Source organism: Brevibacillus parabrevis (genome assembly GCF_003710905.1).
Taxonomy (GTDB): domain Bacteria; phylum Bacillota; class Bacilli; order Brevibacillales; family Brevibacillaceae; genus Brevibacillus; species Brevibacillus parabrevis.
In genome coordinates, this window is record NZ_RHHV01000005.1 from 77,079 (window position 1) to 89,501 (window position 12,423).

A 12,423-nucleotide genomic window follows, 5' to 3' on the forward strand; every position below is an offset into this window, starting at 1 on the left:
TAAAGGTGAGTAGCGTCGATGAATAAGTTCGAAGCAGAGTTCAGTAATCTGGTCAGAGCTTTCCGCAAGCGACATATGGGAAAGGGACCGAGCAAGATCAGCACCACGTTTTGCAAAAACTGGGCGATCTGCGAGATGGAAGGCAATCTTTCGCCAGTGGAAAAGTTCATTGCCACTTCGAAGGATGGAAAGCAGACATTACGAGCTGCCAGAACCGAAATGGTCAAGGAAATGTATCGAAAGCATCAGCCAGTTGATATGGAAGCGTTTCTAGGAGCCAAGCTCGTCGACCTGTTCGTTGACATCGACATTGAACGTGACTTTGGGATGTCCATCTTTGTATTTGATCAGGACATCGAGAAAAAATGGAAAAACGAACCGTAAGTCTAAACGAAGCAGCGTTCCTGTTCACCGGTTAGACAACGCGGACTTCGCCAGCAAACACGACGTTGAGACTAGGTAGCGAACCTGCCGTAGACAACCACCGTGAACACGCTCTTATCCTTCGGGACAGGGACGGTTTCATGGTGGTTTTTTAGTCTCGCGGGTGATAGACAAGAGGGGAGCGGAAAAGCTATGGGCAAGACGAAGCATAATGGACCGGTCAAATTGGATACTTCTTTGAAGCCTTCCCTGTGGGCTTCCATGATGCCTATGGGCCTTGGCAAAATCAAGCCGCATCACATTCTCGACACGATGAAGGTCGTGTACGACAACCGGGACAATCTCGGCTACGCGTACCGGATTTTGACCCAGGGCGTGTGTGACGGCTGCGCGCTCGGCGTATCTGGCTTGTACGATCAGACATTGACAGGCCCGCATTTGTGCACGACTCGCCTGAACGTTCTGCGGCTTAATACAATGCCTGCGATGGAGCCAAAGTGGCTGGAAAATGTAAGCGCTCTAAGAGAGCTGTCCAGCGTCGAGCTGCGCAAGCTGGGCAGAATCCCGTATCCGCTGTCGCGCAAGCCGGGGGAGAACAAGTTCACGCGAATCAGCTGGAACGATGCCCTGGACAGAATCGCCAAAAAGATCAAAGGAATCAGCCCGAAGCAGCTGGCCTTTTTCCTGACCGCACGCGGAATTACGAACGAGGTGTACTACACAGCGGCGAAAATGGCCCGTTTTCTCGGAACGAACAACATCGACAACGCCTCGCGGATTTGCCATTCGCCGAGCAAGACAGCATTGAAGCGCTCTATGGGGATCGGGGCGTCCAGCTGCAACTATCAGGATTGGATCGGCACGGATGTGCTCGTCTTTTTCGGTTCAGTCCCGGCCAACAACCAGCCTGTTTCGACCAAGTACATGTACGCAGCGAAAAAGGCGGGAACGAAAATCATCCTGATCAACCCGTACAAGGAACCGGCCATGGAACAATACTGGATTCCTTCCGTGCCGGAGAGCGCCGTGTTTGGCACGAAGCTCGCGGACGACTTTTATCAGGTCAACATCGGCGGCGATATCGCCTTCATGAATGGCGTCATGAAGCACTGGTTTGAGATGGAGCAAGCCAATCCAGGATCGGCTATCAATCACGAGTTTGTCCGCGAGCATGCGAACGGCATCGAGGAGCTGCGCGCGCATCTGCAAAATCAATCGTGGGAAGCATTGGAGAAATCATCGGGTGTCAGCAAGGAGCGCTTGAAAGAATTTGCGCTGTTGCTCGCCAATTCCAAATCCGGCGTGTTTGTGTGGAGCATGGGATTGACACAGCATCGCTTCGGGACGGACAATATTTCTTCCGTAGCCAATCTGGCGATCTTGCGCGGCTTTTTCGGACGCAAGCATTGCGGCGTCATGCCGATTCGCGGTCACTCTGGCGTGCAAGGCTCCGGGGAGATGGGAGCGGACCCGTTCAGCTTGCCGGGCGGAGATTTCGATGAAAAAAGCTGGACGCGAATCGAGAAGCTGTGGAATTTTCCGATTCCGAAATGGCAAGGCGATATCGTCGGCGTCTCGCTGGAAAACGCCTTGCTGCCGGATGGACACGAACGCAAGACCAGACTGTTTTACACGAGCGGGGGCAATTTTCTGGAGACGATGCCCGACCCTGATTTCATGCGGACGTGTCTGGAAAGTGTGGAGCTGCGCGTCCATCAGGACATTATTTTCAACACGTCTACGCTTGTGGATGCCAAGGAAGAGGTCATTGTGCTTCCGGCGATGACGCGTTATGAGCAGCCGGGCGGCGGCACCTCGACCAGCACGGAGCGGATGGTGTACTTCAGTGCGGAGATCGAAGGGCCGCGAATCGAGGAAGCCCGGCCTGAGTGGGAGATTTACGTGGATTTGGCAGCCCGCGTCCATCCGAACAAAAAGCACCTCATGCACTTCGCGAGCGCCGCGGAAATTCGCGCGGAGATCGCCAAGGCGAATCCGAACTACGAAGGCATCCAGCACTTGAAAAACCGCGGGGATGTGTTTCAGTGGGGGGGAGCCTGGCTGTGTGAGGACGGTGTGTGTCCGACACCGGATGGCAAAGCGAATCTGCTGCCGATCGACATTCCTGAACTGCACAAGCCGGACGGGCACTTCTACGTGACGACTCGCCGGGGCAAACAGTTCAACTCGATGATTTACAGCAACAAGGACCCGTTCAACAACGCGGACCGCTACGATATTTTGATCAATCCGCAAGACGCTCGGGAGCTGCGCATTGCGGAAGGCGAGAGCATTGTTGTGTATAATAGTTATGGAACCTTCCAGGGACGTGCCAAGTTTGAAGAGACGAAAAGAGGAAATATTCAGGTGTACTGGCCGGAAGGAAACGTGCTGATTCCAAAAGGGGTATACGAAGCCTATGCGGGCATCCCGGAATACAATACAGCGGTCAAGATCGAAAAAGCGGATACTTTTACCGCAAACAAAGATTTAAAATACAAGGAAAGACCAGTAGAGGATTTGGATGTAAACGTCGGCTGATTATAAGCCGCGTGCTGGGCGGTCATGACTAGGAGGACGGACGATGCGTTTTGCGCGACAAACCATTTCGGTACAGGAAGCGGTCGACAAATGGCTGGCGGTGTTGCCGACGCTGGCGACAGAGCAGGTGAACATCGGAGAAGCGTACGGGCGGATATTGGCTTGCGATCTGCACGCGACGCACGACTTGCCGCACTTTGATCGCTCGCCGCTCGACGGCTATGCAGTCAAGGCAGCGGATACGGTGACTGCTTCCGTGGGAAGTCCGGTGGCTTTGCGCGTGATCGAGACGGTAGCCGCAGGCCAGGTGCCTGCCCGGGAAGTGATGGCAGGCTGTGCCACGCGGATTATGACCGGAGCGATGATGCCGGAAGGTGCCGATGCTGTGATCATGTTTGAGCAGACGCAAAATCCGGGGGAACAGTCTGAGCAGGTCTGGATCAAGCGAGCGCTTCAGCCAGGAGATAACGTTTCCCGCCGCGGCGAGGAAATGGCGAAAGGAACGGTAATCGCGCAGGCAGGTGAACGGATCAATGCTGGCACGATCGCGATTTTGGCTACGTTCGGGTTTTCCCGGGTAGACGTTTTTCGCAGGCCGCGAGTGGGCCTTTTGTCCACGGGCAGCGAGCTTTTGGGCGTTGACGAGCCGCTTGTTCCAGGCAAAATCCGCAACAGCAACATGGCGATGCTGTCTGCTTTGGTAGCGGAGGCAGGAGGCGTCCCTGTCTGCTTTTCCGGCATGAAGGACGAACTTGCGCCAGCAAAGAACAAGATTAGCGAGTACATGCAGCAAGTAGATGTGCTCATCTCCAGCGGAGGCGTGTCGGTCGGCGATTACGACGTGATTGCACATCTGGCTGATGACCCTGATGTAGAGCTGTTGTTCAACCGGGTAGCGATGCGTCCGGCAAGCCCTACGACCAGCATGCTCGTGGCAGGCAAGCCGCTTCTGGCGCTGTCGGGGAACCCGGGCGCCTGCTTTCTTGGCTTCGAGCTGTTCGGGCGGACGGCGATCCGTCAGCTTGCCGGGGAAAAAGGGGTAAAGCCGCCGATAATCCAGGCAAGGCTCGCCGTTCCGTACGAAAAGCCTTGCCCATACCCGCGCTATTTGCGGGGGAAATTAATGGAACAGGACAGCGTGTTGCTGGCCGTGCCCGATTTCAACGACAAGGCAGGCAACCTGGGGACGCTGAAAGACAGTGAATGCTTCATTGTCATTCCGGCAGGCGGCAGTGGCAAAGCGGTGGGAGAGCTGGTAGATGTGCTGGCCCATGCCGCCCCTGCGTGGAGAAAGGACGGATAGGAATGGACGAGCGGAGACGGGTATTGCAAATTGTCGGCTATTCCAACAGCGGCAAGACGACGTTGTTAACGAGACTGATTCCACTTTTGGAGGGTACAGGCTTGCGGGTCGGGGTGGTCAAGCACGATGGCGGACACGATTTCGAGTGGGATCAGCCGGGAAAAGACACATGGCGCTACCGCGAGGCCGGAGCTTCGCTCGTCGCGATTACCTCGAAAACAAAGACGGCGATGATCGAGCAGCGCCCCTTGGAGCTGCCTGTGCTCGTCCAGCGACTGACAGAGGCGGGAGCTGATCTCGTTTTGATCGAGGGCTTCAAGCGCGAGCACTTTCCCAAGCTGGTGCTGCTGCGGCGTCCAGAAGACGAAGAGTTGCTCCAGTCCGTCTCTCACCTGGTTGGGGTCGTGAGCTGGTCAGCCGATCGCAAGGAAAATGTACCGTGTTTTCACGTCGATGACGTAGAGAGCATCGCCAAGTTTGTGAGAGAGCGAATACAAAAAGATCATCCCGACGAATATAAGGGATGATCTTTTTTCATGGGCAGATGGGCAATTCGTTTGTCAACAAGGAGGCTTTTCAAAAACGTACAGCTCCCCGTTTTTGGCAATCTTGAATTTCGGCCCTGCAAAGCCGCGGCGAATCAGTTCTTCTCGCATGAACACCATGAGGGCAGCGTGGCTGACGATGAGGACATTTTCCGTGTGGTTTCCAAAGGCGTGATCAAATACTTCGCTGATCCGGAAGCGAGCACGCTTGATTTCCTCGCGCGTCTTGCGGTCGAAGTACATCGACAGCCTGATCCATACCGCCCACATGAGAACAGGAAGCCGCAGACGCTCGGAAAAGGCTGGCGGGGGAATTTCGATTAGCTCGACCATTGGCGTAATCGGCCCGGGAAAAATCGTTTCCGCCGTTTTGACTGCTCTCGGGAGCGTACTGACATAGCACTTGTTCCATTCGATTCCGCTAAGGTCGGTGCTGCCAGATTCAATGTCTGCCTGATCGTACGTTCGGAACCACTCATTCACTACGCGGCCGGGAATGAATGCCCCTTTTGGGTAAGCTTGTTTGACTTTGAAGTGTCTCACTAAACCGACTTTCACGTGTGCCGACTTCCTTTCTTTCTATCAACCAGCAGGCTAGAGGAAACAGAACGGTCATGAATTACAAGTAGGACTTGCTCCGCGCCATATCCGTCACCAAATACGGATTGTCGTCCTTCATCCGCTCGATCAAAACCTCAGCTTGGGAAGGGTCTTCCTTCAACACTTCCAGCTCTCTTTGCGTGATGCCGACAAGCTGGACAAAATCCACCCGACCGTGCACAGTGTCGATTCCATCTACTTCTGTATCGGCGGCAATCAGAAGGGCGGTGATGGCAGAGTCTGTGCCGATCCGCAAAGATTGTCCGTTTCCGGCGATGTATTGGCCGGGTTCGAAATAGCGCTTCTGGGTATATGTATAGCGGGCCAGATTGGACAGCATGTCAATCGCCCACATGCATTCTTCATTGGATTCTGCTTTGAGCTTGATCGTCATTTCGTAGCCCCACTGGCTCCACTCGCTTCCATACGCCTGTTCGTTTGTGTACAGCTCCGTCATGCCGTAGGTCAGCAAATGCTTGAAGCCGTGCGACGATTCATAAATGCTGTAGCCATCCAGGTACTCGTCACCGCCAAACATGGCGCGGCTCACCATATTTGTGCCGTAATGGGCAGGCTCCTGACCAGGGTACAGCTTCTGAAAAGCCTCATCAAGGGCATCCCAGCCTGGTGCCCAGTCATCTTGCTCCGAGGCGCGTTTTTGATATTCTTCCAGCGTCATATCGGTCCACTCCCTTAATTTTCCTAGATTTACTATATCGCAGGAGTTGCGCGAGAGGTACCCTTTTCCCAAATTCCTTGTCACAAATCGTTGCTTTTTCCTGTGATTATAATCACACGAGCGAAAACAGCTGCTCCGTTACACTACATACATAAGCAAGACGTTGAACTTCAAGGAGGGTTTTGTATGTTGAACCAAAAAACCATCGACATTATCAAATCGACCGTGCCTGTACTGGAAGTGCACGGCACTACGATAACCAAACATTTTTACAAACGGATGTTTGCCAGCCATCCAGAGCTGTTGAACATTTTCAATCACGCCAACCAAAAACAGGGCAGACAGCAAACGGCACTGGCAAATGCGGTGTACGCGGCTGCTTTGTACATCGACAAACTGGAAACGATTTTGCCGGTAGTGAAACAAATCGCACACAAACACCGCAGTCTGGGAATCAAGCCTGAGCATTATCCGATTGTCGGGGAAAACTTGCTTGCGGCAATCAAAGAAGTGTTGGGGGATGCCGCCACGGACGAAATCATCCAGGCATGGGCAGAAGCGTACGGGGTCATCGCGGATGTGTTCATCAGCGTGGAAGCGGAAATGTATGACCAGGCAGAAGGGCAGACTGGCGGTTGGGCAGACTTCCGGGAGTTCATCGTCCAGCGCAAAGTAAAAGAAAGCGACGTCATCACATCCTTTTACCTGGTGCCAGCGGATGGAAAAGCGATCGCAAGCTACGAGCCTGGCCAGTACATCAGCGTCAAGCTGGATATACCGGGAGAAGAAAATACCCACATTCGCCAATACAGTCTCTCCGATGCGCCGGGCAATCCGTATTACCGCATCTCGGTGAAACGCGAGGACGCGATTGGCGATAAACCTGCCGGAAAAGTATCCGTCTATTTGTCGGAGGATATCAAAGAAGGCGATACGCTTCGTATATCCGCTCCGGCTGGCGATTTTACGCTGGATCAGCAAGACGACAGACCTGTTGTACTGATCAGCGGCGGCGTGGGCTTGACTCCGATGATGAGCATGCTGAAAACGCTGGTGAAAACGTCCCCGACTCGTCCGGTTACTTTTATTCACGCAGCGCAAAACGGCAACGTACACGCGATGCGAAAGGCCGTGGAGGAGCTGGCTGCCGAGCATTCGCAAGTAAAAGCGTTCTGGTGCTATGAAAAGCCGACAGAACAGGATCGCGCTGCACACGCTTTCCATAAAGAAGGCTACATCGACTTGCCATGGCTGCAAAGCATCGTAGCTGACAAAAACGCCAACTTTTATTTCTGTGGTCCCGTTCCTTTCATGACAGCAATCAACCGCGCTTTGAAGGAGTGGGGCGTGGACGCGGCAGACATCCATTTCGAATTTTTCGGCCCTGCCGGTACACTGGACTAAAGCAGAGGCGCTGGCGCGGTTTTACTTCTTATGGCCTGATTGGGCACGCAATAAACGATTGACTGTTTCCCGGCGCAATCCGATGAACTGGCCGATCTCGTCCTGGGTCAAGACTTCAGACAACGAAGCGACGGGAACAAACGACTGGAACCACAACTGGAGCTTGCGCAGTCTTTCTGCCGGGGAGACTTCCGACAACTGGTCGATGCGCTGCTGCATCATGCGCAGCTTGCCCTGGAGTTGCAAAGCGATCTCCCTGCATTTCTGGTGATCCGCCTCCAGCTCCCGGTACCAGTCTGTTGCGGACAGCACCTCGACTTCACAGGAGACAAGCGCGACGGCTGTTCCGTAGTAAGGGTTCGGGCTAAGCAGCGAATGATGCGGGATTGTCTCGCCTGGAACAATGATGTTCACCAGAGTGAGCGTCCCGTCTGCGTGCACCCGGTTGATTTTGAGCAATCCGCTTTTCAGATGGAAGAGCGGTCCAGTTTCTCCCTGGCGGAACAGCGTCTCGCCTTTATGTAAAATCATGGGCTTTTCCTCCTTCGGAAACGATCAATAAGGCAGTAGCAGTATACCACAATCAGCCCCGCAGGCACCTGCTTTCCTCGACTGGACGGCAGGTGCTTTTTGGTATGTCGCGGCGTGTTTCTTTCTGATCTGGGGCAAAAGCAAGCGGAATGGACATGCGCGGCTTTTTGCAAAACCGGCAGTTTCCGGCACGTTTTACCCTTGCGTCCCTGACGGACCCCTTTGCTATAATGAGACCACAACCACGTTATGACAAAGGGGTTCTTTGATGCATATGACGATCCTCATCTGGTTCGGCTCCTTTTTGGGAGTGCTCGTTTTAGGCTTGATTGGCTATATGGCGTACCGCTACTGGTATCACATGGGGCAGCTTCCCAAGCCAGCGTTTCAGGAGCTTGACGCAAAGCCTGAGCCTGCGAACTGGTCAGAAGATGAGGTGACGATTACATGGGTAGGCCATTCGACGATCCTGCTGAATGTGTACGGAACCAAAATCTTGACTGACCCGGTATTAGGCGAAAAATTGGGACTTCGCGTCGCAGGGCTGCTTCATTTTGGCCCGAAACGCTTCACTCCGCCTGCTCTTGACTTCGACGAGATTGGCATCGTCGATTTGATTTTATTGTCTCATGCGCATATGGACCATGTCGACCTGCCAACACTGCGACGATTGGCGCATCCTGCTACGCACGTCATTACTGCGGCGAACACGGGCAAACTGCTCAGCGGCATGCCGTTCGCTTCCTGCAAGGAGCTTTCCGCGCAGCAAAAAGCGACGACCAAAGACGGCGTGACTATCACGGCGATTCCCGTCAGACATTGGGGAAACCGTTTCCCGTGGAACCACGACTACGGCTACAACGGCTACATCATCGAGAAAAACGGCGTGCGCATTTTGTACCCGGGCGACACGGCGTACATGTCGATGGAGGATTTGCCTGAAAAGTTTGGACCAATTGACATCGTGTTTATGCCGATTGGAGCCTACAAGCCGGATTCCTACCAGGCCGCACACTGCACACCGGAACAGGCGTGGCAAATGTTTCAGGAGAGTCGCGGCAAATGGCTGGTGCCTATCCACTGGAATACATTCGTACTCTCGCGCGAGCCTGTGGAAGAGCCAATGCAGCGCTTGCTTGCGGCAGCAGGCGAGGAAAAACAGCGAATTGTTGTAGAAAAGCAAGGGGAGACGTTTACCTTGCCTGTGTGATCAAGCGGAGCGACTGCTTTTTACGGCAGTCGCTCTTTCCGCTAAATTCATAGATATACGGGCGAACTGCATAAAATAGAAGGAATCATCCCGTTGTTATAGAAATTATTTTATCAAGAGTTTTTGAGGAGGGATACATATGTCACAAGCATTGCCACAACGTTGGGATTTGGATGTGTTGTTTTCCGGTGGAAGTGAGTCCGCTTCGTTCCATGCATTTTTGGAGCAACTGGAAAAAGATATCGCAACTTTGAAAGGCCGGGTTGAGGATGCGGCCCTGAACTTGCAGGAAAAAGCTGCGTTCGTCGATGTCGTTGCCGAAGTGCAAAGCATTGCCGTGCGGGTGAGACAAGCAGGCGCTTTCATTTCTTGCCTGACAGCGCAAAACGTGAAGGACGAGGGCGCCAAGCTGCTCGGCGGACGCGTGAAAACGATCTCTGCGGCATTCGGCGCTGTTTTGACGCGCTGGGATGAGCAATTGCTGCGCATTGACGAAGCGGCATGGAACGCGCTGCTTGCAGACGAAGAATTGCAACCGCTTGCTTTTGTGCTGAACGAACGCCGCCGCCGCGCCCAGGAAAAGCTCACTCCTGAACAGGAAGTGCTGGCGAGCGATCTGGCTGTAGACGGCTATCACGCTTGGCAAGATTTGTACAACGCGGTAGTAGGGCGCATGACGATTGAAGTGGAGCTGGACGGGGAGACGAAGCAGCTTTCCGTAGGCCAAGCCTCCAACCTGATGAGCCATCCGGACCGCGCTGTGCGCGACCAAGTGTTTGCCAAATGGAAAGAAGCGTGGGGCAAGGAAACGGAGCTGTGCGCACAAGCCCTCAACCATCTCGGCGGCTTCCGCCTGGCTCTGTACCGTCACCGCGGCTGGGAGTCCGTACTGCGCGAACCGCTCGATATCGGGCGCATGCAGGAAAAGACGCTCGATGCGATGTGGCAAGCGATCGACAATCGCAAAGACCGTCTGGTGGCCTATCTGGAGCGCAAAGCCAAGCTGCTTGGCGTTGAAAAGCTGAGCTGGTCCGACGTCTCCGCGCCAGTTGGCAACGTGCACAAAAAAGTGTCCTATGACGAGGCAGCAGCCTTGATCGTCGAGCACTTCAACCGCTTTAATCCGAGCATGGCGCAATTCGCCGAGAAAGCTTTCAAAGAAGGCTGGATCGAGGCGGAAGATCGCCCTGGAAAACGTCCGGGCGGATTTTGCACCAGCTTCCCTGTGAGCAAGCAGTCCCGCGTGTTCATGACGTATGCCGGAAGCGCAAGCAACGTGTCTACGCTGGCCCACGAGCTGGGGCATGCGTATCATCAGCAAGTGATGTGGGATTTGCCAGCGCTCGCGCAAAACTACGCGATGAACGTAGCCGAGACAGCTTCGACGTTTGCGGAAATGATTTTGGCTGACGCTGCCGTGAAAAATGCTGCGAACGACGAAGAGCGTCTCGTCCTGCTCGAAGACAAGCTGCAATCAGTCGTCGCGTTCTTCATGAACATCCACGCCCGCTTCCTGTTCGAGAAAAACTTCTACGAGCAGCGCAAAAAAGGTCTGGTCAGCGCAGCCGAGCTGGATCGGATCATGGAAGAAGCGCAAAAGCAGGCGTTCAAAGGCGCACTGGCGGAATACGAGCCGCACTTCTGGGCTTCCAAGCTGCACTTTTACATCACTTCGTACCCGTTTTACAACTTCCCGTACACCTTCGGCTATTTGTTCAGCCTGAGCGTGTATGCGCGTGCTCTGGAGGAAGGCGAAAGCTTCGCGGCGAAGTACGATGCGCTTCTCCAGGATACGGGCCGTCTGATGGTCGAAGATTTGGCGAAAAAGCATCTGGGCGAAGACATGACGACCGTCGAGTTCTGGCAAAAAGCGGTCGATCTGGCTGTGGCCGATATCGACGAATTTCTGCGCCTGACCTAAACAGCGGGCAAGCTGCCTGTCCGAGTATGAACAGCACCGCGATTGTTGGATGTACACGACAATCGCGGTGCTGTTTTTTTATGCCTGCCGCCGATTCGTAGAGATCTTGTAAAGATGCGCCGGCAAAACTTCGGATAACTTTTACCTGGGATTTATGGAATCGTCGCGTTCATTTTGTACAGTGAAAGAGAAGGGATAGCCATGCAAAGGGAGGTATCATCATGGACACTGCCAGTCATCTTTTGCTTGGGGTCACGCTTGCGGGCCTCGCCCAGCTCACTCCTGCCGTTGCGCACGATCCTGGATTGGCGCAAGCGGTGATGGTCGCGACGGTAGTCGGGTCACACGCGCCCGATTTTGACACAGTGGCCAGGCTTCGCGGGATCTCTTTTTACATCCGTTTTCATCGGGGGATCACTCATTCCATCCCCGCCCTGTTCATCTGGCCGCTGCTCATTTCGCTCCCTGTGGCCTGGGGCTTTGGGCAAATGCAGCACATCGGAATATTGTACGGCTGCACGCTTGCGGCTGTCGTGCTGCACGTCTTTTTGGATATGCTGAACGCGTACGGTGTGCAGTGTGTCCGACCGTTCAGCCGCAAATGGGTTCACCTGGATGTGCTGGCGATTTTTGAACCGTTTCTGTTCGCCATTCATTTGGCGGCTGCCATCTGGTGGCTCGGCTTCCAGGGAGACGCGACGGTGTTGTTCCCGGTTGCGTACGGCTTGACTTTTGCTTACATTGCTTTGCGGTGCTGGCAGCATCAGCGGCAAGTCAAGCGTGTGAAAAGCGCCTTGAATACAGCGGGCGTATGCCACGTATTGCCGAGTCTGCATCCGTTTCACTGGCGGTTTGTCATCGAAGCCGAGCAGCGGTTTTATACGGGGAGAATCGAGTATGACCATGTGCTGCTCGAAGACGTATACTCCAAGCAGTGCCGCGACGAGATCATTCAGGCTACGGTCGGCGTGGACGGCGTGCGCGCTTTTCTCGGATTTGCCCAGCGCATCCACGTCACCTGGAAAGAATCGCAGGACGGATATGAAGTTACCTGGAGCGACGTCCGCTTCTGGTACAACCGGAAACTGCCGTTTGGAGTAGATGTCGTGCTGGATCGCGAGCTGAATGTGGTCGATCATCGCCTGGGCTGGCGCAAAAAAGCGTGGGACCCGCCGTTTGTCTAAGCCGTCTAACTTGTTTAACGTAACCAGGCTAAAGTCAGGTTTTGTCATCTACTCCGCCGGAGATTCTGGCGGGGTTTTTTGTTGGGGAAAATAGCGGGTGTCAGGTTTAATCTGTACTTCG

Annotated in this window: 11 protein-coding genes; 8 read left to right on the top strand and 3 right to left on the bottom strand. The window is 54.2% G+C overall.

What is annotated here, in order from left to right:
* Nucleotides 1-18: 18 nt before the first annotated feature.
* The 4 genes from EDM60_RS03715 (at nt 19) to mobB (ending at nt 4,755) form a co-directional block, all read left to right on the top strand.
* Nucleotides 19-384, top strand: a complete 366-nt coding sequence (locus EDM60_RS03715) for a Na-translocating system protein MpsC family protein (protein ID WP_122962739.1) — start codon at nt 19-21, stop codon at nt 382-384.
* A 192-nt stretch (nt 385-576) separates the two neighbouring features.
* Nucleotides 577-2,925, top strand: coding sequence for an FdhF/YdeP family oxidoreductase (locus tag EDM60_RS03720; protein WP_122962740.1), 2,349 nt, complete (start codon nt 577-579; stop codon nt 2,923-2,925).
* Nucleotides 2,926-2,968: 43 nt separating this feature from the next.
* The gene (locus EDM60_RS03725) at nt 2,969-4,228 is read left to right on the top strand and encodes a molybdopterin molybdotransferase MoeA (RefSeq protein WP_122962741.1); all 1,260 of its coding nucleotides are present in this window, start codon (nt 2,969-2,971) and stop codon (nt 4,226-4,228) included.
* 2 nt (nt 4,229-4,230) lie between these two features.
* The gene (mobB, locus tag EDM60_RS03730) at nt 4,231-4,755 is read left to right on the top strand and encodes a molybdopterin-guanine dinucleotide biosynthesis protein B (RefSeq protein WP_122962742.1); all 525 of its coding nucleotides are present in this window, start codon (nt 4,231-4,233) and stop codon (nt 4,753-4,755) included.
* Between the two features lie 33 nt (nt 4,756-4,788).
* On the opposite strand, the gene EDM60_RS03735 is transcribed toward mobB, so the two are convergent.
* Nucleotides 4,789-5,331 carry a histidine phosphatase family protein gene (locus EDM60_RS03735; protein ID WP_122962743.1) on the bottom strand — a complete coding sequence of 181 codons (543 nt, stop codon included), beginning with the start codon at nt 5,329-5,331 and terminating at the stop codon, nt 4,789-4,791.
* Nucleotides 5,332-5,392: 61 nt separating this feature from the next.
* The gene (locus tag EDM60_RS03740; RefSeq protein ID WP_122962744.1) at nt 5,393-6,052 is read right to left on the bottom strand and encodes a suppressor of fused domain protein; all 660 of its coding nucleotides are present in this window, start codon (nt 6,050-6,052) and stop codon (nt 5,393-5,395) included.
* 186 nt (nt 6,053-6,238) lie between these two features.
* Between EDM60_RS03740 and hmpA the strand changes: the two genes are divergently transcribed.
* The gene (gene hmpA, locus EDM60_RS03745) at nt 6,239-7,456 is read left to right on the top strand and encodes an NO-inducible flavohemoprotein (protein WP_122962745.1); all 1,218 of its coding nucleotides are present in this window, start codon (nt 6,239-6,241) and stop codon (nt 7,454-7,456) included.
* A gap of 21 nt (nt 7,457-7,477) precedes the next feature.
* Here hmpA and EDM60_RS03750 read toward each other — a convergent pair whose 3' ends face one another.
* Complete coding sequence (locus tag EDM60_RS03750) at nt 7,478-7,987, bottom strand: Crp/Fnr family transcriptional regulator (RefSeq protein WP_122962746.1); 510 nt, start codon at nt 7,985-7,987, stop codon at nt 7,478-7,480.
* 268 nt (nt 7,988-8,255) lie between these two features.
* Here EDM60_RS03750 and EDM60_RS03755 point away from each other — a divergent pair, with 268 nt between their 5' ends.
* The 3 genes from EDM60_RS03755 (at nt 8,256) to EDM60_RS03765 (ending at nt 12,302) form a co-directional block, all read left to right on the top strand.
* Nucleotides 8,256-9,197 carry an MBL fold metallo-hydrolase gene (locus EDM60_RS03755; RefSeq protein WP_122962747.1) on the top strand — a complete coding sequence of 314 codons (942 nt, stop codon included), beginning with the start codon at nt 8,256-8,258 and terminating at the stop codon, nt 9,195-9,197.
* Between the two features lie 139 nt (nt 9,198-9,336).
* Entirely contained in the window at nt 9,337-11,118 is a 1,782-nt protein-coding gene (locus EDM60_RS03760) for a M3 family oligoendopeptidase (protein WP_122962748.1), read from the top strand.
* A gap of 221 nt (nt 11,119-11,339) precedes the next feature.
* Nucleotides 11,340-12,302, top strand: coding sequence for a metal-dependent hydrolase (locus EDM60_RS03765; protein WP_122962749.1), 963 nt, complete (start codon nt 11,340-11,342; stop codon nt 12,300-12,302).
* The last annotated feature ends 121 nt before the right edge of the window (nt 12,303-12,423 follow it).